Consider the following 21,633-nt stretch of genomic DNA (forward strand, 5'->3'; position numbering starts at 1 on the left):
TGATAGGCTGGAAGTGGAAGCGCAGTAATGTGTGGAGCTGACCAGTACTAATAGGCCGAGGACTTGACCACAAAGCAACATGCTTTGTGTGTGTGCTTGCTCGCGTCCACTAGGCAATTCTGAGACAGCAAACAGTGTTTGTGTGTTTCATAGGGTTACGGCGGTTATGGCGAAGGGGAAACACCCGGTTACATTCCGAACCCGGAAGTTAAGCTCTTCAGCGCCGATGGTACTGCACCGGGGACGGTGTGGGAGAGTAGGTCACCGCCGGACAATCTTTTGAGGGCCTCCACCGTTGGTGGGGGCCCTCAGGCTTTCAAGATTTCAAGAGGGAAGGGCCTCCACCACAGGTGGGGGCCCTTTTCGCGTTAAAGGGTGTTGGGGGTTCTGTGGAAGCGGCGGTTACCGGGTCGACCGGAACCACGACACCCAGAACACGAAAGCCTAGACGTGGAGCTCGCCGGAAAGAACGGTCACCGCGTTTCCCGCGAGTTCGACCCGGTCGCCCCGTACAGCCGTGCGGACCACGCCCCCACGCTGTGACAGCTGGGCGCCCACCAACCTGTCGGAGCCGAGCTTGGCCGACCAGTATGGCGCGAGCGCACAGTGGGCGGAGCCCGTGACCGGATCCTCGGGGACCCCGACCTTGGGAGCGAAGAATCGGGACACGTAGTCGGCGCCGGGGCGCGAAGCCCGAGCCGTCACGATGACTCCCCGCGCGTCGACGGCCTCCAGGGCGCGGAAGTCAGGGGCGGTGGCGAGCACGGCGTCCTCGGACTCGACCTCCACGAGGTAATCCCAAACATTTTTTCCTGTCCAAACAGGTTTAACTCCGAGCGCATCGATCAGTCCCTTAGGAGGGATCGTCGCTTGGAGTACTTTTGCTGGGAAATCCATGCTGATTAAGTCGTATTTATCCCTGGTCACGGACAGGATTCCGCTCTTCGTTGAGAATTCGAGGGTTTCTGGGACCGTTCCCGTGGAATACAGCACATGCGCCGCGGCCAGGGTCGCATGCCCGCACAGGGCCACCTCGGTCACCGGCGTGAACCAACGGAGCGGGTACGGTCCGCCGTCCTCGGCTCCGAGCAGGAAGGCTGTCTCGGAGTGCCTCATCTCCGCCGCCACGGACTGCATCCAGGTGTCAGGGACCGGATTGCTGAGTACGCAGACCCCAGCGGGGTTACCCTTGAAAAATTCATCGGTAAACGAATCGACCGTGTAGACGAGCATGACGCGATGCTAGCGGCGCCGGAGATATCGGTTGAAGTTGGGTCAGGAGATCAGGCAAAGTCGGGGATCAGGCAAACCAGTGCGGTAGCCGTACAAAGTGGAAATAAGCGCTGGGCGTGTCGCATGGCGAACTTCTTGTCGTCGGTTACCGTCCAAGGTGTAGGGACAGGCCGGACACGGCGTGGTCCTGGCGAAAGGACGAGCCGATGGGGGCAGTGCGCAAGGTGGCGAGCTACCTTGGCCTGGGCGGGGCCGAGCATTATGACGAGTCCTACGACTACGAGGACGAGGTCGAGGGCGAGGAGGAAGACTGGCAGTCTGCCTCGGAGCGCGCGGCCAAGCGCTGGCGCGCGATGAACGAGCCCTCGCGGATCGTGATGCTGACACCGATGAAGTACAACGACGCACCGGTCATCGGACAGCACTTCCGCGACGGTCAGACCGTCATCATGGATGTCAGCGGTATGAGCACCGCCGAGGCCACCCGCATGGTCGACTTCGTCGCGGGGCTGGCGTACGGCTGCGAGGGGCGCATCGAGCGGATCGCGGAGAAGGTCTTCCTGCTGGCCCCAGCCGAGGTGGAGATCACCAACGGTTGACGCCTGGCGCGGCCTCGCCGGTACGGGTCCTGAGGATCGTGAGCGATCGGATCCGTACGGGTGCGAGGCCCGCCCCGGCGAAGGACCGCGCACCGATGGCGATGTCGCGCACTGATGGCGAGTACTGGTGGTGGGGCCGCGTACCTGATGGCGAGGCCGCGCACCCGATGATGGCCGGTCAGCCCGCTCGGGGGCCCCGGCGGAGCAGGCGGGTGAGCTCGGCCAGGTCGGAGGTCGCTGTCTTGACCCGGCCCTCAGACTCGTGAGCGTACTCGTGCAGTGCCCACACCGCGCCCTGGGCGAGTTCCCTGAGCTCGGCGAGCTGGGTGATGACGTATTCGGCGTCCGCTCGCTCACGCTGCCGCCTGCGCCACAGCCTGTAGGCGCCTCCCGCGGCGGGCAGGAGTGTGAGCGGCGCGAGAGGGAGAACGGGAAGGACGAGCGCGACCACCAGGATCACCGGGGCCAGGGCGAGCAGTACGTAGGCCGACCAGGGACGGCCACGAGCCGGCGCTCCCTCGGTGGCGATCCGCTCCTCGGCGGCCCTCATCGACTCGGGATCCGGGCCCTCGGGCCTGAGCGTCACCTGGTGGCCGAGGATCGGCATGGTGACCGACTCGGGGGCCTCGGCCCTGGTGGTCTCGGCGAGGGTCTCGGCCGCGGCCCGCACGATGGGCGCGGCCACGTGCAACGCGATCGCGGCCAGGTAGGGGTGGGAGCCGGGGCGCAGGTCGCCGAGCAGGTGGCCGGCGAGCGGCTTCATCGGCCGTTCGTGGATGCCGGAACCCGTCAGCTGGCGGAGAACGGTCAGCGGCTCGTCCTCGCTCCACACGACCGCCTCCTCGCCGGAACGGTCCGCCTGCGCGGCGGTGACGAGCGCTAGGCCACCCAGGTCACCGGCCGTTCCCTCCGCACGGTCGCGCGCCTCATCGAGCGCGCCACCGGTCGCGCGAGTCGCGGAACCGCTCACGGAATCGGTCTTCCCGGCGGTGGCGCCATCGCCTCCCCTGCTCTCGCGGGCCGAGGTGATCTCGGCGCAGCGGTCGAGCAGGTGGGCCAGCCGGGCTGCGGCGTGTACGGGGGCGGCCAGCTCGGGGAGTTCGGCGAGCTCCGCGAAACCGGCCAGGGCCGGTGACACGGCGGCGGAGGGCTCGTCGGGGATCAGCGCGCGCAGCCACCGGTCGGGTTCGGACGCGGGAGAGGCGGCCACCGCGTCGAGCTTGCGGAGAACGAAGATCTTGCCCGCCGGGCCGTACGCCCCGCGGGCGGCGGCGAGCCAGAGCGCCCGCTGGCCGTGAGTCACCGGACGGTCCAGGGACAGCTCACCGAAGGCGGTGCCGAGCCATGAGGCGTGGATGCGGTCACCCTGGCCGGCCACGGCGAGGGTGAGGCAGAGGAAGAGCGCGGTCCGTTGCTCGTCACGCTGCGCGGCGCGGGCGAGGGGTTCGAGCGACTCCTCGCCGCGCATGAGCAGCACGAGCGCCTCGACGGCCGGAGCCAGCCAGTGGCCGGAGGTGTCTTCGAGGCTCGCCGGTACGCCGGTGGGGACGATGCCGGCGGCCAGGTCGGTGAGGAGCGCGTCGGCACAGCGGCGCAGCTCCGTCTCGGCAGGTGGGGCATCGGCGTGTGGGACATCGGTATGTGGGGCATCGATGCGCGAGACCGCGGTGTTCGAGGTCGCGGTGTCCACGCCCGCAGTGTTCGTGTCCGTGGTGTTGGTGCTCGCGGTGGTCGTGGTCGGGCCGGTGTCCACGTCCGCGGTCGGATCCGTGTCCGCTGCGACCAGATCCGCCTCCAGCGCCGCGGCTAGGTCGGTGCTCACGCTCGTGCCCAGGCCCGCGGTCAGGTCGGTGTTCGGGCTCGCGGTGTCCGTGCTCACGCTCGCGGTCAGGTCCGTGCTCAAGGCAGAGAGCTCCCCGAAGTTGTGACCGATGACCGCGCCAGCGTATTGCGCTTCGGACATCCCCGCAGGGAGGCGCGCCGAACATGACTTTGCCAGACGATCGCCTTCATTTTCGCAATAAAGACGATCATCTGGTGGACAGGTTACATGCGCTCGGGTGCCGGGACGCCGAGAAGGCCCAGGCCGGTCTCCAGAACCTTCAGGGTCAGCGCGCACAGGGCGAGCCGCGAGGCGCGAGTGGCCGCGTCGACGTCGTCCTTCAGCACCGGGCAGTTCTCGAAGAACGTGGTGAAGGCGCTCGCGGTGTCGAAGAGGTAGGAGGCCATCTTGTGCGGCGCCGAGTTCTCCGCCATCTCCTCGACGACCGAGCCGAACCCGAGGAGCTGCAGCGCCAGGGCGCGCTCGGCCGGGTGACCCAGCACGATCGGGCCGGTCGTCTCGGCCGGGGTGACCCCGCCCTTGCGGAAGATGGAACGGATGCGGGCCTGGGCGTACTGCAGGTAGGGGCCGGTGTTGCCGGTGAGGGCGAGCATGCGGTCGAAGTCGAAGACGTACTCGCTGTCGTGGCTGACCGACAGGTCGGCGTACTTGACCGCGCCCATGCCGACGGCGTGCGCGATCTCCGTGCGCTCGGCGTCGGCGTAGTCGCTGTTCCTGAGCACCTCGGCGGCCCTGGTCTCGGCCTCGTCGAGCAGCTCCACGAGCTTGATGGACTTTCCGCTCCTGGTCTTGAACATCTTGCCGTCGGAGCCCAGCACGCTGCCGATCTGGATGTGCTCGGCCCTGACGTGGTCGGGCAGCCAGCCCGCCAGCCTGGCCGAGTCGAACACCATCGACATGTGCAGCGACTGGGTCACGCCGATCACGTAGAGGATGCGGTCGGCCTTGAGATCCTGGACCCGGTAGCGGATCGTGGCCATGTCGGTGGTGCCGTAGCCGTAGCCGCCGTCGCTCTTGCGGATCATCAGGGGCAGCGGCTGGCCCTCGCGGCCGGTGTAGCCGGGCGGGAAGACGCAGAGCGCGCCGTCGCTGAGGACGGCGATGCCGCGCTCCTGCAGCTCGTCGCAGACCTGGGCGAGCACGTGGTTGTACATGCTCTCGCCGGCGATGTCGTCGTTGGTCAGCGTCACACCGAGCTGGACGTAGACCTTGTTGAAGTAACGGACCGTGGCGTTCATGAAGATGTGCCACAGGCGCATCGTCTCGGGCTCTTCGGCCTGCAGGGTGACGACCCGGGCGCGGGCCCGCTTGTTGAACTCGGGGTCGGTGTCGAACTTCAGGCGGGCGGCCTGGTAGTAGGGGTTGCCCTCGCCGGCCTCCAGCTGGGCGACGGCGGCCTCCTCGCCGATGTCGAGCAGGTGCTCGATGAGCATGCCGAACGGCGTGCCCCAGTCACCGAGGTGGTTCTGCCGGATGACCTTGTGTCCCAGGTGCTCGTGGACCCTGGCGAGCGCGTCACCGACGATCGTCGTGCGCAGGTGGCCGACGTGCATCTCCTTGGCCGCGTTGGGCGCGGAGTAGTCGATCACGACGGTCTGCGGCGAGGTGGACAGGCTCACGCCGGTGCGCGGGTCGGCCAGGATCTCGGAGGCGCCGGCCGCGATCCACTCGTCGGAGAGGGTGAGGTTGAGGAAGCCGGGACCGCTGACCTCGACGGTGCCGGGGAACGGGTCGTCCTGGGCGTCTCCGGCCCGCCCGGTGAGGTGCTCGGCGATCTCCTGGGCGACCTCCCGCGGTGCCCGTCGCAGTCGCTTGCTCAGGCTCATCGCCACGTTCGCCTGGTAGTCGGCGAACTGCGAGGGACGGATCAGCGGGTCTGCGTCGGAGTACTCCGCACCGAAGGCGGCGGCCAGCGCCTGCTGGACGCGCTCGGTCAGTGCGAGCTGCGGGTCGGTCATGCTCCAAGGGTATCGGCTGGCCGGTCCTGAACCGATTTGATATCACCCGTGATCGGCTCCGTGCGGCGGGATCGCGCGATCGTGAAGACGCCCGTCAGCACGACCCCGGCGGCGACGCCGAGCCCGGCCGCGGTGAGACCGGCGGCGGGGCCGCCGAGGGTGAGCGCGAAGAACTCGCGGGCGAACGGGACGGCGAGGGTGAGCGCGAACAGCCCGGCCATGGAGGCCACGAGCACCACCCGCCACCAGACGTACGGGCGGGCGACCAGGACCAGCACCCACCAGGCGGCGACGAACAGCGTGATCACCGCGGAGGTGCGGCTTTCCTCCAGGGTGGCGGACCCGCTCTGGGCGATCCAGTACGACAGGTAGACGGCGGCGGCGCAGACGATTCCGGCGGGGACCGCCAGGCGGAGCACGCGGGGCACGAAGCCGCTCCTGGCGCGCTCGTTGCTCGGCGCGAGCGCGAGGAAGAAGGCGGGGATGCCGATCGTCAGGGCGTTGACCAGCGTGGAGTGCCGGGGAGCGAACGGGAACGCGAGCCCGATGACCCCGGTGAGCAGGGAGAGCGCGATCGCGTAGAAGGTCTTGGTCAGGAAGAGCCCGGCGACCCGCTCGATGTTGGCCAGCACCCGGCGGCCCTCGCCCACCACGGAGGGGAGGCCGGCGAAGCCGTCGTCCATCAGCACGATCTGGGCGACCGCCCGGGTGGCGCCGCTGCCGGAGCCCATCGCCACGCCGAGGTCGGCGTCCTTGAGCGCGAGCACGTCGTTCACGCCGTCGCCGGTCATCGCGACCGTGTGCCCGCGCGACTGGAGCGCGCCGACGAACAGCCGCTTCTGGTGCGGGCTGACCCGGCCGAAGACGGTGTTGGCCTCCATGATCTCGGCGAGCTTCTCCGGGTCGTCCTCCGGCAGGGTGCGGGCGTCCACCGCGCGCTCACCGCCGGGGATGCCCAGGGAGGTGGCGATGGCCGACACCGATTCGGGGTTGTCGCCGGAGATGACCTTGACGGTGACGTGCTGCCCGGCGAAGTAGGCGAGGGTCTCGGCCGCGTCCGGGCGGATCCGCTGTCTGAGCACGACGACGGCCGCGGCCTCGACGGTGCCGAGGTCGTCGGGGTCGCGCAGCGAGGTGACCCGGCACAGGGCGAGCACCCGCAGGCCGGTGGCGGCGAGCACCCCGGCCTCGTCGTACGCGGGGGTGCCGGGCGGCAGGAGGACGTCGGGGGCGCCCAGGACCCAGCCGCCGTGGCCGTCGAACTCGGCGCCGCTCCACTTGCGGGCCGAGGAGAAGGGGACCTTCGCGGTGGCGGTCCAGCCGGGCGAGTCGGGGTAGCGGGTCTGGACGGCGCGGGCGGTGGGGTTGGGGTCGGGGTCGAGGTTGGCCAGCGCGGCCAGGGCCTCGTGCACGGGCAGGTCGTCGCGGAGCGTGCGGACCTCGTCGAGTTCCATGCCGCCCGAGGTGAGGGTGCCGGTCTTGTCGAGGCAGAGCGTGTCGACCCGGGCCAGGATCTCGATCGCGGGCAGTTCCTGGACCAGGCAGTGGCGCCTGCCCAGCCGGATCACGCCGACGGCGAAGGCGATGCTGGTCATCAGGACCAGGCCCTCGGGGATCATGGTGACGATGCCCGCGACCGTGCCGGTGACGGCCTCGCCGACGCTCGTCTGCCTGCTGACCTGGCTCCAGGTGAGCAGGGCGCCGATCGGGATGACCAGCCAGGTCACGTACTTGATGAACCGCGTGACGCCTTCGCGCAGCTCCGAGTGGGACAGGCTGAACGCGCTGGCCTCCTCGGCGAGTCTGGCCGCGTAGGCGTCGCGGCCGACCCTGGTCGCGACATAGGAGCCTCTTCCGGCGACCACGAAGCTGCCGGACAGGACCTCGTCGCCGGGACGCTTGTGCACCGGGTCGGCCTCGCCGGTCAGCAGCGACTCGTCCGCCTCCAGGCCGTCGGCGTCCACCATCTCGCCGTCGACCAGCAACTGGTCGCCGGGGGAGAGCAGGACGAGATCGCCGAGCACGACCTGCCGGGGTGGGATCTCGGTGTCGGCGCCGTCCCTGCGGACCCTGACCGGGGACTCGTTGACGATGGCGAGCCGGTCGAGGGTGCGCTTGGCGCGGAGCTCCTGGACGATGCCGATGCCCGCGTTGGCCACGATCACCAGTCCGAAGAGCCCGTCCTGCCACTCCCCGAAGATCATGATCAGCACCCAGAGCGCGCCGATCACCCCGTTGAAAAGGGTGAGGACGTTGGCCCTGACGATCGCCGAGACCGGCCTGCTCGACCGGCGCCTGACGTCGTTGACCTGCCCGGCGGCCACGCGCTCGGCGACCTCGGCCGCGTTCAGCCCTCGCTCCGCCACCTGCTCCACGCGGCCCCCCGCCGATCGACTGGGACTCAGGGTACGCGGGGCCGGAGAACGCGGTGGGAGGTGCCATCCGATACGCCGGAAATATCACCGCAGGTGGGTGGGCCGTGCGCGAGGTGTCACCAGAGGCGGTGCGGGCGGGGAGTGGAGGCGAGGCGCTCGCCGATGCGGTTCACCACGCCCTCCTGGGCCAGTCTGGCCGCGAGCACGCAGGCGGAGCTCACCCCCTTGGCGTGCGAGGCGCCGTGCGCGATGACCACGGTGCCGTTCAGTCCGAGCAGCACGGCCCCGCCGTGAACCTCGGGGTCGAGCCGCCGGTGGAGCTCCCTGATGCGCCTCTTCTGCAGCAGTCCGCCCACCCTGGCCGCCCGGCTCTCGTTGATCGTCTCGCGGAGCTCGGCGAAGGCGTAGCGGACGCTGCCCTCCATGGTCTTGAGCGCCACGTTGCCGGTGAAGCCGTCGGCGACGATGACGTCCACGGTGCGGGTGAGCAGGTCGTGGCCCTCGATGTTGCCCGCGAAGTCGAGACCCGGGGCGGCCGACAGCAGCTCGTGGGCCCGCTTGACGAGCTTGTTGCCCTTCTCCGGTTCGCTGCCGATGGTCAGCAGGCCGATCCTGGGCTTCTCGATGCCCAGGGCGGTCTCCGCGTAGGCGGCGCCGAGGTGGGCGAACTGCACCAGCATCTCCGGCTTGACCTCGGCGTTCGCCCCGGCGTCCAGCAGGACGGTCGGGGTGGGCCTGGTCGGCAGGGCGACGGCGATGGCGGGCCTGAGCACTCCCGGCTGGCCGCGGAGCCTGAGCTTTCCTGTGGCCACGATCCCGGCGGTGGAACCGGCGGAGACCACGGCACAGGCGTCGCCCCGGCGTACGAGGTGGCAGGCGACGGCGATGCTGGAACGCGGCCGGCGCAGGCTGGCGAGGGCGCCCTCGTCCATGGCCAGAGCCTCCTCGGCGCGGACGATCGGGATCTCGGTGGTCGCGTCGTACCGGGAGAGCGCCTCGGACAGGGGGCGGGGGGCGCCGACGAGCACGACGGAGATCCCGTGCTCTCGTACCGCCCGCACGGCTCCCGCCACGATCTCGTCGGGGGCGTTGTCGCCGCCCATCGCGTCCAGGGCGATCGGCATGGCGCCGGGAGCGTCGGTCTCAGGCAAGCGGTCACCTCGTGCGGGATGGTTTGTCCGCATCGTAGGCGGGCTCAGGACCGGATCGTTCCGTGGGGCCGATCAGGGAGTGCCGGGGAGATTCCAGTCGCTTCTCTCCCGCGAGACGATGATCTTGCCGAAGGTGGCCCGGCCGACGACCCTGATGACCGGGCCGCCGCCGTCGCCCGCGCCGCCGGAGACGCTGCGCTTGGCGAACAGCGCGCCGACCTCGTCGATGACGTGGGCGTTGTGGGGGACCCTGACGATCAGCTTGCCGCAGTAGGAGTTGACCTCAAGGGTGATCTCCCGGCCCGGCAGCACCGCGTCGGAGAGGTCGACGATCAGCGCGCCGAAGGTGGCGCGCAGTGCGGTGTGCCGCCCGGCGATCCAGCGTCCGCCGCGCACGACCTTGCTGAAGACGGCGGCGACCTCCTGCCGCTCGGCGGCGACCCCGCGGGCGGGCGCGGTGATGTCGGGCAGGTCGCGGGTGAGGGGGACGAGGTCGGCCGTGGTGACGGCGGTGTAGGCGGTCTCCAGCCGGTCGGCGTGCTCGACGCTGGTCAGGCGGCCGGCGGCGAACGCCTCACCCAGCACCGCGGCCACATGGTCGCGATCGGCGTCGGAGGCGCGCAGGACGGGGTCATGGGACGTCATGACCGCGAGTGTACGACCATTCAAGATATATCGCGACACATGTTTCATGAAGAAGTCGCCGAGATATGGAACCGGTCACAGGGGGGTTTACGTCCGGTATATAAGTGGTCCAAGACGCACGAGAGGCAGATGAGGTTTACCGCAACAAGGACAAAAAAACGAGGCATAGGATTGGTGATCTTGAACGAAGCTTCCAAGCGCGGGTTCCGGGCCTACACCGCGAAACACCTCGACGACCTGCTGCGCAGAGGCGGCCTGGGTGACGACGAGCGGCTGCGGATCAGAGCGGTGGCGACGGTGCTGCCCTTCCGCACCAACGCCTACGTGGTGGACAGGCTCATCGACTGGTCGGCCGTCCCGGAGGACCCCATCTATCGGCTGGTCTTCCCCCAGGAGGACATGCTGCCCGAGGCGGACGTCACCAGGCTGGCGGGCCTGCTGCGGGCCGGCGCGGGGAACGCCGAGATCCAGGCGGCGGCGAACAGGGTCAGGATGAGACTCAACCCGCACCCCGCCGGTCAGCTCGACCTCAACGTCCCGCGCGTCGGCACCGAGCCGGTGCCCGGCATGCAGCACAAATATCCTGAGACGGTGCTCTTCTTCCCCAAGCAGGGGCAGACGTGCCACGCCTACTGCACCTACTGCTTCCGGTGGGCCCAGTTCATCGGGGAGCCCGACCTGAAGTTCGCCTCCGACGACGTCGACTCCCTCGTCCGCTATCTCAAGGACCACCCCGAGGTGACCAGCGTGCTGCTCACCGGCGGGGACCCCATGATCATGGGTGAGCCGGTGCTCCGCCGCTATCTGGAGCCGCTGCTCGGCATCGAGCAGCTCGAGTCCATCCGCATCGGCACCAAGTCGCTGGCCTACTGGCCGCAGCGGTTCGTCTCCGACCCCGACAGCGACGACACGCTGCGCCTGTTCGCCTCGGTGGTCGACGCGGGCAAGAACCTCGCCTTCATGGCGCACTTCTCGCATCCCCGGGAGCTGGACCTCCCGATCGTCGAGGCCGCCGTCGCGGGAATCACGGCCACCGGCGCGGTCGTCAGGACGCAGGCACCGCTGATCCGGTCGATCAACGACGACCCCGGGACCTGGTCGTCCATGTGGCGCAGGCAGCTCACCATGGGCATGATCCCGTACTACATGTTCGTCGAGCGCGACACCGGCCCGCAGGACTACTTCGCGGTGCCGCTCGCCAGGGCCTATGAGATCTTCAGGGACGCCTACGCGAGCGTTTCCGGGCTGTGCCGCACCGTGCGGGGCCCGTCGATGTCCGCCACGCCCGGCAAGGTCTGCCTGGACGGCGTCGCCGAGGTCGCGGGGCAGAAGGTCTTCGTGCTCCACCTCATCCAGGCGCGCGATCCGGAACTGGTCGGCCGCCCCTTCTTCGCGAGGTACGACCCGAACGCCGTGTGGCTCACCGATCTGCGCCCGGCCTTCGCCGACCGTTTCCCCTTCGAGCCCGCCACCGTCGCCCCCCGGCGGCTGTCGGCCTGATCCGCCCCCCGGCGGCACCGGGACCCGTGGATCGCGCACGGCGACGGTGAAGGCCGGTGAGGGGTCGTGGGCGGCGGGGGAGCCGGGCCGGTGTGCACCCGGCCCGGCTCCCCCGCCGCCTCAGCGTCCCGGGCCCCGCACGGAGGTGCGACGGGCGATCTCGGCCTGGAGTCTGGCCATCTGCCAGTGCAGCTCGATGAGCTGCTCGGTCAGCTGGAGACGCGGAATCTCTGACGGGTCCTCGACGGACAGGTGGTCGATCGCGGTGGACAGCTCTCGCATCGCGCGCCCCCACTCCATGACGGCTTCCTTGGATCGAAACAACGTTCGAATCATACCGGAACGCCGAACACGCTGTCAGTCCATTGCCTCCCGTGTCCCACCCCCGGGGCGTGCCGTACTCGCTAGTTCTGGTATTCGGGCGTCACGTATCCGCGAGCCAGGGTGTGGGCGGTGATGTTGAAGCCCACCACGGCGGGCGGGGTGTCGGGGTCGACGCCGAGTTTCTCCACGTCGAGGGCGTGCACCGCGAAGATGTAGCGGTGCGGGGGCCCGGGCGGCGGTGCGGCGCCGCCGTAGGCGTTGTGGCTGTAGTCGTTGCGTCCGTGCACGCCCACGCCGCCGTCGCCGGCACCCGCGCCGGCGGGCAGCTCGGTCACGTCGGCCGGGATGTCGAACAGCAGCCAGTGCCAGAACCCGCTGCCGGTGGGGGCGTCGGGGTCGAAGCACGTCACGGCGTAGCTGAGGGTGCCCTCGGGGGCGCCGGACCAGCGCAGGTGGGGAGAGACGTTCTGGCCGGTGGAGCCCCAGTCGTTGAACACGTGGGCCTCCGCCATGCGCTCGCCGTCGCGGACGTCGTCGCTCTCGACGGTCAGCGCGGGAACCTGGGGCAGGAAGTCATAAGGAATCGGTGGCCGCGTGGACACGATTCACCTCCGATGGAAGCGTCTTGTCGGTCGCTCCTCATCCTGCCCTGCCACCGGGCCCCGTAGCGATCAGAGGCCGGGCGATCGGACGCCGTGGCGGTCAGAGGCCGCGTGATCGGACGCCGTGGCGGTCAGAGGCCGCGTGATCGGGCGCCGTGGCGGTCGGAGGCCGCGTGATCGGGCGCCGTGGCGGTCGGAGGCCGCGTGATCGGGCGCCGTGGCGGTCGGAGGCCGCGTGATCGGGCGCCGTGGCGGTCGGAGGCCGCGTGATCGGGCGCCGTGGCGGTCGGAGGCCGCGTGATCGGGCGCCGTGGCGGTCGGAGGCCGCGTGATCGGGTGTCGTGGCGATCGGATCGTGTCGGGGGCGGCGCGATCAGACCTTGTTGTAGGCGGCGAGGACCGTCTTCGGGTCGCCGTCCATCCTGATCTTGCCCTTGTGCAGCCAGATGACCCGGTTGCAGGTCTCCTCGATCACGTCGAGGTTGTGGGCGACCAGGAAGACGGTGCCGGCCTCGTCGCGCATCTTCTTGATGCGGTCCTGGCTCTTGCGCCGGAACTCGCGGTCACCGGTGGCCAGGGCCTCGTCGATGAGCAGCACGTCGTGGGACTTGGCCGAGGCGATGGCGAAGCGGAGCCTGGCGCCCATGCCCGAGGAGTAGGTCGACATGGGGAACTGCACGAACTCCCCGATGCCGGAGAAGTCGACGATGTCGTCGTACTTCTCCTTGACCTGCGCGGGGTTCATGCCCATCGCGTAGCAGCCGAGCACGATGTTGCGCTCGCCGGTGAGCTCGCGCATCAGCGCGGCGTTGACGCCGAGCAGGGAGGGCTGGCCGTCGGTGTAAACAGCGCCGGAGTGCGGGGGCAGGAGCCCGGCGATGGCGCGCAGCAGCGTGGACTTGCCGGAGCCGTTGCGGCCGACGATGCCGATGGCGTCGCCGTGGCGGGCCACGAAGGACACGCCGCGCACGGCGTGGACCTCCTTCATCTGCGGCCGTCCCTGGCGCTTGACGAGGCGCATGAGGGCGTTGACGGCGTTGCCCTTCTCCGCGTCGTTGGCCGCGCCGTACACCCGGTAGATGATGTGCAGGTCGTCCACGATGACCGTGGGGGTGCCCTCGCGCTCGTCGGCGGGCGCGGGGGCGGGTTCCGGGTTGGGGTGCACCCTGACGTCCGTGCTCGGCACGGCGGGCTCCTCGGCCTTCACTCGGGACAGCTCCTCGGTCAACTCAGCCACGGCCGTACTTCTCCTCGGCTCGCCAGAAGTACCAGAAGCCGCCGAGCAGAGCGAACACCGCCCAGAATACGCAGACCGCCCAGATGTAGGGGCGGGCCGGGTGGGTCTGCATGAGCAGGTCCCGCATGAGCTCGATGTACGCGGCGGCGGGGTTGAAATACATGACGTCGGCGACCCACTGGGGGAGGCCGGCGCCGCCGGGGCCCACGACCTTGTCCTCGATGGAGAAGAAGACGCCGGAGGCGTAGAGCCAGGTGCGCATGATGAAGGGCAGCAGCTGGTTCAGGTCGCGGGCGGTGGCGCCGAACCGGGCGAGCACCAGGCTCGCGCCGATGTTGAACATGGTCTGCAGCGCCAGGGCGACCGGGATCAGCAGCCAAAGGAGGGTGACGGGTTCCTTGGTGAGCAGCACCAGCCCGAACAGCACGCCCATGGAGATGAGCAGCTGCTGGAACTCCTGGATCGTGTAGGCGAGCGGGAGCGCGGCGCGCGGGAAGTGCAGGGCGCGGATCAGCGACAGGTTGCCGGAGATCGCCCTGGCGCCGCCGCTCACCGAGCGCTGCGTGTAGGTGAAGACGAACATCCCCGTGATGAGGAAGGCCGGGTAGTTCTCGATGCCCTTGCTCGCGCCGAGGATCAGGCCGAACATCAGGAAGTAGATGGCGGCGTTGAGCAGCGGCGTGATGACCTGCCACAACTGGCCCAGGGCCGAGTTGCTGTACTTCGAGACGTTGCGCGACGTGGCGTACGTCATGATGAAGTGCCGTCGTTCCCATAACTGGCGCAGGTAGACGGGCAGACTCGGGCGTGCGATGGCACGCCGAAGTCCGTGGCGCGCGGCGAGCTTGGCCAGCGGCTCTTGCCCCTGCTCGGGGGTGCCGTTACTCGGGCCGCCCGCCTGGGCGTCCGCGATCGCGGATTCCGGCTGGCTCATGGCAAGGACTCTATTGGATGCGAGTGGATGAAGTGCCTGCGGCGGGGTCCCGCCGCACACATTGGACGGGATCTCCGGGCCGTAGGTTCCAGGGCAATTGTGCGGTTCTCCTGCGGGAGGCCGGGCCCTTGGTGATCACGTAAGCGCAGGCCCAGGTCAGGGTCATCGGAGGGTAACGGATGCGAGCAGTGTCGCCGCGGGGGTATTTTGGCGTGACCGTTCATGTCCTACGTGTGCCTGGATGTCGTTTTCATACACATCTGGGATCTTGGCATCGTCGAGTTGGCAGGTATGTGACGCCGAATCGGTTCATGCGTGACCGAACTGCAACATCACAGATATAAGTCGGTGTGGAGCGGTAGGGAATAGTCGCGATCGATCGGTGTGGCGTCAGCACCCGGACCGGAACAGCGGGAAGCAGGGACCACAAGATCCTCCTTCGCGGTGCTCAGGGTCACGGACTCAGTGTCGACGTAAGCCTGCAAAGGGAGGATTTACCGCAATGCGCGTTTCTAAGGGTGCGCGGCTCACCGCCGGCACCGCGTTGCTCGCCCTCGCGCTGACCGCGTGTGGCAGCTCGACGTCCTCGGGTGGCGGGACGGCCGCGGCCGACCAGCCCGTGCGTATGGAGCTCGGCGAGCCGCAGAAGCTCTTCTACCCCGGTGACACCACCGAGTCCGAGGGCGCCGAGGTCATGGCCGCCATCTTCGCCCCGCTGGTCGGCTACGACGAGAACAAGCAGGTCGTGAACGAGGTCGCCGAGTCGATCGAGTCGACCGACAACACGGTGTGGACGATCAAGCTCAAGCCCGGCTACACCTGGCACAACGGCGAGAAGCTGATCGCGCAGAACTACGTCGACGCGTGGAACTACGCCGCCAACCAGGACAACGTCCAGGGCGCCAACGGCTTCTTCGCGCGGGTCGACGGCTGGGCCGACCTGAACCCGGGCGAGGGCCAGACCGTCTCCACCAAGGAGATGAAGGGCCTGAAGGTCATCGACGAGAGCACCTTCAGCGTCACCCTCGCCAAGCCGTTCTCGCAGTTCAAGACGATGCTGGGCTACACGGCGTTCTACCCGCTGCCCAAGGCGGCCTTCGGCCCCGACGGCAAGGTCACCGAGGAGTACGCCAAGAAGCCGATCGGCCAGGGCTACTTCCAGATCGACAAGCCCTACAACAAGGGCACCGACCAGACGATCGACCTCACCCGGTACGACAAGTTCGCCGGGACGAAGCCGAAGTTCACCAAGCTCCAGTTCAAGCTCTACACGAGCCCGGAGACCGCGTTCAACGACCTGGCCGCGGGCAACCTCGACGTGCACGACTCGCTGCCCCCCTCGGCGATCGCCCGCGCCAAGTCGGAGCTCGGCGAGCGCTACATGGACGAGGCGGACGCCGGCGTCGGCTACATCGGCTTCCCGCTGCAGTACAACAAGACGTACGCGAACGTGAAGGTCCGCGAGGCCATCTCCATGGCCATCGACCGCGCGACCATCGCCGACAAGGTCTTCTCCGGCACGCGCGCCCCGGCGGACGACTTCATCAACCCCCTCCTCGAGGGGTACCGCGCCGGTGCCTGCGCGGCCTGCAGCTACGAGCCCGACAAGGCCAAGGCGCAGTACGCGGAGAACAACGGCCCCAAGACGCTGGAGCTGGGCTACAACACCGACGGCCCGCACAAGGAGTGGATCGAGGCCGTCGCGAACAGCCTCCGCGCCAACCTGGGCATCGAGGTGACGGTCAAGCCCTTCGAGAAGTTCGCCTCGATTCTCGACGAGCTCGACAAGAAGACCTACGGCGGCATGTTCCGCATGGGCTGGGCGATCGACTACCCGTCGGCGGAGAACTACCTGACCCCGATCTTCTCCACCGTCGCGATCAAGACCGGCTCCAACTACGCCGGCTGGTCGAACAAGGAGTTCGACGAGCTCCTGGCCAAGGGCGACACCGCTCCGACGCAGGAGGAGGGCCTGAAGTTCTACCAGCAGGCCGACGACATCCTGATCAAGGAGCTGCCGTACATCCCGGTGTACTTCTACCGGACCAACGCCGCGTTCTCCCAGCACGTCAAGGGCGTCAAGATCAATCTTCTCAACCAGATCGAGTGGACCGAGATCGAGAAGGCCAGCTGACGACCGGTTGAGGGCCGGGTGGGAGCCCGGCCCCACTGGCCGCCCGGGACGATCTCGCGGCACCGTGTGACCCGCCGGTCCGCGAGATCGTCCCGGGTACCTACGGGAGATACGAATGGGCCGTTACATCCTCAGACGCCTGATCCAGGCGATACCAGTCCTGGTGGGCGCCACCCTGCTCATCTACGCCATCGTCTTCGCGCTGCCCGGAGACCCCATCGCGGCGCTGGCGGGCGAGAAGCGCATAGACCCCAACATCGTCGCCATCCTGCGCGAGCAGTATCACCTGAACGACCCGTTCCTGGTGCAGTACTGGTACTACATCACCGGCCTGCTCGGCGGCGACTTCGGTACCACCTTCGCCGGCGTCGGAGTCGACGAGATCATGGCCGGCAAGTTCCAGGTGACCATCAACCTGGCGACGACCGCCCTGGTGATGGAGGCCGTCATCGGCGTGGGGCTCGGCCTGTACGCGGCGCTGCGCCACGGCAAGGCCAGCGACTCGATGATCCTCGCCTCCACCCTGGTGCTGATCTCCATCCCCACCCTGGTGACCGGCTTCGTGCTCCAGCTGCTGCTGGGAGTGAAGCTCAAGCAGGCCGGGATCGACCTCTTCCCCGTCGCGGGCGTGACGGAGGGCTGGCGCAGCTACCTGCTGCCCGGCTTCGTGCTCGCGGGGACGTCGATCGCCTACCTCACCCGGCTGGCCAGGAACAGCCTGGTGGAGATCCTGCGCGCCGACTACATCCGCACCGCGGTGGCCAAGGGCCTGCCCCGGAACCGGGTCGTCGGGCGGCACGCGCTGCGCAACGCGCTGATCCCGCTGGTCACCTACCTGGGCGCCGACCTCGGTACGTTGATGGGCGGCGCGGTGATCACCGAGACGATCTTCAACCTGCCTGGCATCGGCCAGCAGCTGTTCAGCTCCGTGTACCTGCGCGAGCAGCCCGTGGTCGTCGGCATCGTGACCGTCCTGGTGCTGATCTACATCCTTGCCAACCTGGTCGTCGACCTGCTCTACGCCGTGCTCGACCCGAGGATCCGTTATGAGTGACACTCTTGTCCCGGCCGGAGGGCAGACCGGGAACCCCAAGCACGGCAGGCCCAGAAGGGGCGCGAAGGGCGCCAAGGCGCCCAAGGCCGCGAGCCTGTGGGGCGACGCCTGGTACGACCTGCGCCGCCGCCCGCTCTTCATCGGGGCGTCCGTCCTCATCGCCGTCCTGGTCGTCATGGCGGTGGTCCCCTCGCTGTTCACCTCGGTGAACCCGTTCGACGCCAAGAGCTGTGACCTGGGCGACGCCCGGCTGGGCATGAGCGCGACCCACTGGTTCGGCACCGACAACCTCGGCTGCGACATCTACGCCCGCACCATCTACGGCGCCCGCAACTCGATCGTGGTCGGGCTGGCCACCACCGTCGTCACCGCGATCGTGGGCGGCCTGCTCGGTCTCTTCGCGGGATTCAGGGGCGGCGCGCTGGACACCTTGCTCTCCCGGCTCACGGAGATCTTCTTCGCGATCCCGTCGATCCTCGGCGCCCTGCTCATCCTGGCGGTCTTCCGCACGGGCAACGTGTGGACCGTCATGCTCGCGCTGGCCGTGCTGACCTGGCCGATGACGTACCGGATCATGCGGGCGGCGGTGATCACCGCCAAGAGCCAGGACTACGTGCTCGCGGCGAGGGCGCTCGGCGCCTCCGCGTCGAGGATCATGTTCCGGCACATCCTGCCGAACGCGATCGCCTCGGTGATCGTTGTCGCCACGATCAACCTGGGCTACTTCATCGCCGCGGAGGCCGGCCTGTCCTTCCTCGGTGTGGGCCTGCGCTCGCCCGACATCTCCTGGGGGCTCATGATCTCCGATGCCAGGGAGCGCTTCCTGGAGGCTCCGTGGGCGCTGCTGTTCCCGGCGCTGTTCCTGAGCCTGACGGTGCTGGCCTTCATCATGCTGGGCGACGCCGTCCGCGACGCCCTCGACCCGAAGCTGCGGTAGGGGGACCCGTGAAGAAGACCTCAACGCCGGTGGTGCCGTCCAGGGAGGCGCCGGGCAGCGAGCCGCTGCTCGCCGTCGACGACCTGCACGTGGAGTTCGTGACCAGGCAGGGCCTGGTCAAGGCGGTCAACGGGGTCAGCTACTCGCTGAACCCCGGGGAGACGCTCGCGGTGCTCGGCGAGTCCGGCTCGGGCAAGTCGGTGACCGCGCAGGCCATCATGGGCATCCTCGACTCCCCGCCGGCCCGCATTCCCAAGGGTGAGATCCGCTTCCGGGGCACGAACCTGCTCGACCTGTCCGAGGAGGCCCGCACCCAGGTGCGCGGCCGGCGGATCGCGATGATCTTCCAGGACGCGCTCTCCGCGCTGAACCCGGTGTTCACCGTCGGCGCCCAGATCGGGGAGATGTTCCGGGTGCACCGGGGCGCCTCCAAGCGCGACGCCCAGAAGAAGGCGATCGAGCTGATGGACCGGGTCCGCATCCCGGCCGCCAAGCAGCGGGTGCACGACTACCCCCACCAGTTCTCCGGGGGAATGCGCCAGCGCATCATGATCGCGATGTCGATCGCGCTCGACCCCGAGGTGCTGATCGCCGACGAGCCGACCACCGCCCTCGACGTGACGGTGCAGGCCCAGATCATGGAACTCCTGGGCGAGCTGCGGCGCGAGAGCAACATGGGCCTGATCCTGATCACCCACGACCTCGGCGTGGTGGCCGACGTCGCCGACAAGATCGCGGTCATGTACGGCGGGCGGATCGTGGAGAACGCCCTCGTGCACGACATCTACCGCAGGCCCGCCCACCCGTACGCCAAGGGCCTGCTCGACTCGATTCCCCGGGTCGACCAGAAGGGGCAGGAGCTGTACGCCATCAAGGGCATGCCGCCGAACCTGCTCGACATGCCCACGGGCTGCGCCTTCCACCCCCGGTGCCCGTACCGTCAGGACAACTGCGTCGTCGACGCGCCCCCGCTGTACGAGATCGGCCCGACGCGCGGCAGCGCGTGTCACTACTGGAGGGAGGTCCTCGATGGCAGCCACGGGTGAGCCGATCCTTGAGGTCCGCGACCTGGTCAAGCACTTCCCGCTGACCCAGGGCGTCATCCTGCGCAAGCAGGTCGGCGCGATCAAGGCCGTCGACGGGGTCTCCTTCGACCTGCGCCGGGGCGAGACGCTCGGCATCGTGGGCGAATCCGGGTGCGGCAAGTCCACGCTGGCCAAGCTCCTGATGGCGCTGGAGCGGCCGACCTCGGGCTCGGTGAAGATCAACGGCAGGGAGATCGCCGACGCCAGGCGCGGCGAGCTCAAGCGGGCGCGCCGCAACATCCAGATGGTCATGCAGGATCCGTACACCTCGCTGAACCCCCGGATGACCGTGGGCGACATCATCGGCGAGCCGTTCGAGATCCACCAGGAGGTCGCCCCCAAGGGTGACCGGCGCCGCAAGGTGCAGGAGCTCCTCGAGGTGGTCGGCCTCAACCCCGACCACATCAACCGCTACCCGCACCAGTTCTCCGGCGGCCAGCGCCAGCGCATCGGTATCGCCCGCGGGCTGGCGCTCCAGCCGGAGATCATCGTCTGTGACGAGCCGGTCTCCGCGCTGGACGTGTCGATCCAGGCGCAGGTCGTCAACCTGCTGGAGCGGCTGCAGGACGAGTTCGGTCTCGCGTACGTCTTCATCGCCCACGACCTGTCGGTGGTCCGGCACATCTCCGACCGGGTCGGGGTGATGTACCTGGGCAAGATGGTGGAGATCGGTAAGGACGTCGAGATCTACGACCGGCCCGCGCACCCCTACACCCAGGCGCTGCTGTCGGCCGTTCCGGTGCCCGACCCCGAGGGGCGCGAGCGACGCGAGCGGATCATCCTCCAGGGTGACCCGCCCTCCCCCGCCAACCCGCCGTCGGGCTGCCGGTTCCGTACGCGGTGCTGGAAGGCCCAGGAGATCTGCGCCGTCGAGGAGCCGCTGCTGCAGATCCGGCCCGGCACCGCGCACGCGAGCGCCTGCCACTTCGCCGAGACCCACGACGTGATCCACGTGTAGGAGAGCGCTCGGGAGAGCCTGAGAGGGCGGGGACACGCAACAGCCGGACCCGCGGCAGCTGAACCCGAAACAGCGAAGGGCGCGACCCCCACATGGAGTTGTGGAGGCCGCGCCCTGTCTGCTTTACCGCTCTACCGCAGGGTGTCCGTCCTGCTAGAGGATGTCGACGCCGACGCCGCCGATGCCGACGAGGCCGCCGATGCCGACGCCGTGGCCGACTCCGCTGCCGCTGCTGATGATGTTGCCGCCGCCGCCGATGGTGTTGCCGCCACGGCCGAAGAGGCCGCCGCCGAGGATGCCGCCCCCGCCGAAGCCGCCGCCGAAGCCGCCGCCGTAGAAGCCGCCACCGTAGACGCCGCCACCGTAGACGCCGCCGCCATAGATGCCGCCGCCGTAGCAGCCGCCGCCGTAGATGCCGCCACCGTAGATGCCGCCGCCGTAGATGCCGCCACCGAGGACGCCGCCGCAGCCGATGCCGCTGCTCACGGCCGTGGGGATGACGGTGGCGCCGTACGTGACGGTGCTCGTCGGGACGAAGGCCGGAGCGCCGCTGACGACGCCGACGCCGCAGCAGTCGGCGGCCTTCTTGGCGGCCTTGGCCTTGGCGGCGGCCTTGACGACCGACTGGGCGCTGACCTTGGCCGTGGAGGTGGAGGAGGTGGACGCGGACGCGACCGCGGCCGGTGCGATGACGGCGATGCCGACACACGCGGAGGTGATGAGAAGACGACGAATCATTGTGGTTCCCCCTGGAAGGAAATCGTCGCGGCAGTGTCTGGGGCCTCTGGAAAGGACCGCCTGCACGCGGCTACTCAAAGTAACGGGAGTGAGACTATCCAGCGACATGCTTTCTGGAGGGTCAAGAATGGTCAGCTTGTGGCAATGATCGCGGGGTTATATCCGAACGAAACTCGGTCTATCGCCGGTCCGATCCGGGCGCGCAAGGCCTTTCACGCCTCGCCGAATTCCTTAATTGCCAGGTCAGCTCGTATATCCGGCCGAGGGCGGCCTCCCGGCGGGCGGCAGGACGGGAAGGGCCTGCTCCAGGGGGGAGCCGTCGCCGC

18 protein-coding genes and 1 rRNA gene are annotated in these 21,633 nt (G+C 68.8%); 8 read left to right on the forward strand and 11 right to left on the reverse strand.

What is annotated here, in order from left to right; translation table 11 throughout:
* The first annotated feature begins 156 nt into the window (after window positions 1–156).
* Window positions 157–273, forward strand: a 5S ribosomal RNA gene (rrf, locus tag ACTOQ1_RS41760).
* Between the two features lie 171 nt (window positions 274–444).
* Here rrf and ACTOQ1_RS41765 read toward each other — a convergent pair.
* Window positions 445–1,233 (reverse strand): PhzF family phenazine biosynthesis protein, encoded by a 789-nt coding sequence (locus ACTOQ1_RS41765; RefSeq protein WP_440073990.1) that lies wholly within the window; start codon window positions 1,231–1,233, stop codon window positions 445–447.
* A gap of 206 nt (window positions 1,234–1,439) precedes the next feature.
* Here ACTOQ1_RS41765 and ACTOQ1_RS41770 point away from each other — a divergent pair, with 206 nt between their 5' ends.
* Window positions 1,440–1,832, forward strand: a complete 393-nt coding sequence (locus ACTOQ1_RS41770) for a cell division protein SepF (protein WP_329086981.1) — start codon at window positions 1,440–1,442, stop codon at window positions 1,830–1,832.
* Window positions 1,833–2,010: 178 nt separating this feature from the next.
* Here ACTOQ1_RS41770 and ACTOQ1_RS41775 read toward each other — a convergent pair whose 3' ends face one another.
* From ACTOQ1_RS41775 to ACTOQ1_RS41795, 5 genes are all read right to left on the reverse strand, one after another.
* A complete protein-coding gene (locus ACTOQ1_RS41775) occupies window positions 2,011–3,735 on the reverse strand; it encodes a hypothetical protein (protein ID WP_440073992.1) in 1,725 nt (574 codons plus the stop codon).
* Window positions 3,736–3,878: 143 nt separating this feature from the next.
* Window positions 3,879–5,633, reverse strand: coding sequence for an arginine--tRNA ligase (gene argS / locus ACTOQ1_RS41780; protein WP_440073993.1), 1,755 nt, complete (start codon window positions 5,631–5,633; stop codon window positions 3,879–3,881).
* Window positions 5,630–8,008: an HAD-IC family P-type ATPase gene (locus ACTOQ1_RS41785; RefSeq protein WP_440073995.1), complete on the reverse strand. Its 2,379-nt coding sequence runs from the start codon at window positions 8,006–8,008 to the stop codon at window positions 5,630–5,632. The genes argS and ACTOQ1_RS41785 overlap by 4 nt, the downstream gene beginning before the upstream one ends.
* A 116-nt stretch (window positions 8,009–8,124) precedes the next feature.
* Window positions 8,125–9,132 carry a phosphate acyltransferase PlsX gene (gene plsX / locus ACTOQ1_RS41790; protein ID WP_440074024.1) on the reverse strand — a complete coding sequence of 336 codons (1,008 nt, stop codon included), beginning with the start codon at window positions 9,130–9,132 and terminating at the stop codon, window positions 8,125–8,127.
* Between the two features lie 99 nt (window positions 9,133–9,231).
* Window positions 9,232–9,804, reverse strand: a complete 573-nt coding sequence (locus tag ACTOQ1_RS41795) for a DUF1707 SHOCT-like domain-containing protein (RefSeq protein ID WP_440073997.1) — start codon at window positions 9,802–9,804, stop codon at window positions 9,232–9,234.
* Window positions 9,805–9,978: 174 nt separating this feature from the next.
* Between ACTOQ1_RS41795 and ACTOQ1_RS41800 the strand changes: the two genes are divergently transcribed.
* Window positions 9,979–11,304 (forward strand): KamA family radical SAM protein, encoded by a 1,326-nt coding sequence (locus ACTOQ1_RS41800; RefSeq protein ID WP_440073999.1) that lies wholly within the window; start codon window positions 9,979–9,981, stop codon window positions 11,302–11,304.
* A 120-nt stretch (window positions 11,305–11,424) separates the two neighbouring features.
* Here the strand turns inward: ACTOQ1_RS41800 and ACTOQ1_RS41805 are convergent, their stop codons facing one another.
* From ACTOQ1_RS41805 to ACTOQ1_RS41820, 4 genes are all read right to left on the reverse strand, one after another.
* The gene (locus ACTOQ1_RS41805; protein WP_329086969.1) at window positions 11,425–11,604 is read right to left on the reverse strand and encodes a hypothetical protein; all 180 of its coding nucleotides are present in this window, start codon (window positions 11,602–11,604) and stop codon (window positions 11,425–11,427) included.
* A 104-nt stretch (window positions 11,605–11,708) separates the two neighbouring features.
* Entirely contained in the window at window positions 11,709–12,230 is a 522-nt protein-coding gene (locus tag ACTOQ1_RS41810; RefSeq protein WP_440074001.1) for a YbhB/YbcL family Raf kinase inhibitor-like protein, read from the reverse strand.
* A gap of 373 nt (window positions 12,231–12,603) precedes the next feature.
* Window positions 12,604–13,467, reverse strand: coding sequence for an ABC transporter ATP-binding protein (locus ACTOQ1_RS41815; RefSeq protein WP_440074003.1), 864 nt, complete (start codon window positions 13,465–13,467; stop codon window positions 12,604–12,606).
* Window positions 13,460–14,401 carry an ABC transporter permease gene (locus ACTOQ1_RS41820; protein WP_440074004.1) on the reverse strand — a complete coding sequence of 314 codons (942 nt, stop codon included), beginning with the start codon at window positions 14,399–14,401 and terminating at the stop codon, window positions 13,460–13,462. The genes ACTOQ1_RS41815 and ACTOQ1_RS41820 overlap by 8 nt, the downstream gene beginning before the upstream one ends.
* Window positions 14,402–14,903: 502 nt before the next feature.
* Between ACTOQ1_RS41820 and ACTOQ1_RS41825 the strand changes: the two genes are divergently transcribed.
* The 5 genes from ACTOQ1_RS41825 to ACTOQ1_RS41845 all read left to right on the forward strand — a co-directional run bounded on the left by ACTOQ1_RS41825 (window position 14,904) and on the right by ACTOQ1_RS41845 (window position 20,569).
* Window positions 14,904–16,535: a peptide ABC transporter substrate-binding protein gene (locus tag ACTOQ1_RS41825; protein ID WP_440074005.1), complete on the forward strand. Its 1,632-nt coding sequence runs from the start codon at window positions 14,904–14,906 to the stop codon at window positions 16,533–16,535.
* 115 nt (window positions 16,536–16,650) lie between these two features.
* Window positions 16,651–17,589 carry an ABC transporter permease gene (locus ACTOQ1_RS41830; RefSeq protein ID WP_440074006.1) on the forward strand — a complete coding sequence of 313 codons (939 nt, stop codon included), beginning with the start codon at window positions 16,651–16,653 and terminating at the stop codon, window positions 17,587–17,589.
* The gene (locus ACTOQ1_RS41835) at window positions 17,582–18,526 is read left to right on the forward strand and encodes an ABC transporter permease (RefSeq protein ID WP_440074008.1); all 945 of its coding nucleotides are present in this window, start codon (window positions 17,582–17,584) and stop codon (window positions 18,524–18,526) included. Before ACTOQ1_RS41830 ends, ACTOQ1_RS41835 begins: the two co-directional genes overlap by 8 nt.
* Before the next feature lie 8 nt (window positions 18,527–18,534).
* A complete protein-coding gene (locus tag ACTOQ1_RS41840; RefSeq protein ID WP_440074010.1) occupies window positions 18,535–19,572 on the forward strand; it encodes an ABC transporter ATP-binding protein in 1,038 nt (345 codons plus the stop codon).
* Window positions 19,556–20,569: an ABC transporter ATP-binding protein gene (locus tag ACTOQ1_RS41845; protein ID WP_440074011.1), complete on the forward strand. Its 1,014-nt coding sequence runs from the start codon at window positions 19,556–19,558 to the stop codon at window positions 20,567–20,569. Before ACTOQ1_RS41840 ends, ACTOQ1_RS41845 begins: the two co-directional genes overlap by 17 nt.
* A gap of 153 nt (window positions 20,570–20,722) precedes the next feature.
* On the opposite strand, the gene ACTOQ1_RS41850 is transcribed toward ACTOQ1_RS41845, so the two are convergent.
* Window positions 20,723–21,307, reverse strand: coding sequence for a hypothetical protein (locus ACTOQ1_RS41850; protein WP_440074012.1), 585 nt, complete (start codon window positions 21,305–21,307; stop codon window positions 20,723–20,725).
* Window positions 21,308–21,633: the final 326 nt, after the last annotated feature.

Source organism: Streptosporangium sp. OZ121 (assembly GCF_051918885.1).
In the GTDB taxonomy this organism is placed as follows: Bacteria; Actinomycetota; Actinomycetes; order Streptosporangiales; family Streptosporangiaceae; genus Streptosporangium.

Excerpts from the sequence above, each read along its gene's own strand:
- ACTOQ1_RS41765 (WP_440073990.1), bottom strand. The coding sequence starts at position 1,233 with ATGCTCGTCTACACGGTCGATTCGTTTACCGATGAATTTTTCAAGGGT.
- ACTOQ1_RS41770 (WP_329086981.1), top strand. The coding sequence starts at position 1,440 with ATGGGGGCAGTGCGCAAGGTGGCGAGCTACCTTGGCCTGGGCGGGGCC.
- argS (WP_440073993.1), bottom strand. The coding sequence starts at position 5,633 with ATGACCGACCCGCAGCTCGCACTGACCGAGCGCGTCCAGCAGGCGCTG.
- plsX (WP_440074024.1), bottom strand. The coding sequence starts at position 9,132 with ATGCCGATCGCCCTGGACGCGATGGGCGGCGACAACGCCCCCGACGAG.
- ACTOQ1_RS41795 (WP_440073997.1), bottom strand. The coding sequence starts at position 9,804 with ATGACGTCCCATGACCCCGTCCTGCGCGCCTCCGACGCCGATCGCGAC.
- ACTOQ1_RS41805 (WP_329086969.1), bottom strand. The coding sequence starts at position 11,604 with ATGGAGTGGGGGCGCGCGATGCGAGAGCTGTCCACCGCGATCGACCAC.
- ACTOQ1_RS41820 (WP_440074004.1), bottom strand. The coding sequence starts at position 14,401 with ATGAGCCAGCCGGAATCCGCGATCGCGGACGCCCAGGCGGGCGGCCCG.
- ACTOQ1_RS41825 (WP_440074005.1), top strand. The coding sequence starts at position 14,904 with ATGCGCGTTTCTAAGGGTGCGCGGCTCACCGCCGGCACCGCGTTGCTC.
- ACTOQ1_RS41830 (WP_440074006.1), top strand. The coding sequence starts at position 16,651 with ATGGGCCGTTACATCCTCAGACGCCTGATCCAGGCGATACCAGTCCTG.
- ACTOQ1_RS41835 (WP_440074008.1), top strand. The coding sequence starts at position 17,582 with ATGAGTGACACTCTTGTCCCGGCCGGAGGGCAGACCGGGAACCCCAAG.
- ACTOQ1_RS41845 (WP_440074011.1), top strand. The coding sequence starts at position 19,556 with ATGGCAGCCACGGGTGAGCCGATCCTTGAGGTCCGCGACCTGGTCAAG.
- ACTOQ1_RS41850 (WP_440074012.1), bottom strand. The coding sequence starts at position 21,307 with ATGATTCGTCGTCTTCTCATCACCTCCGCGTGTGTCGGCATCGCCGTC.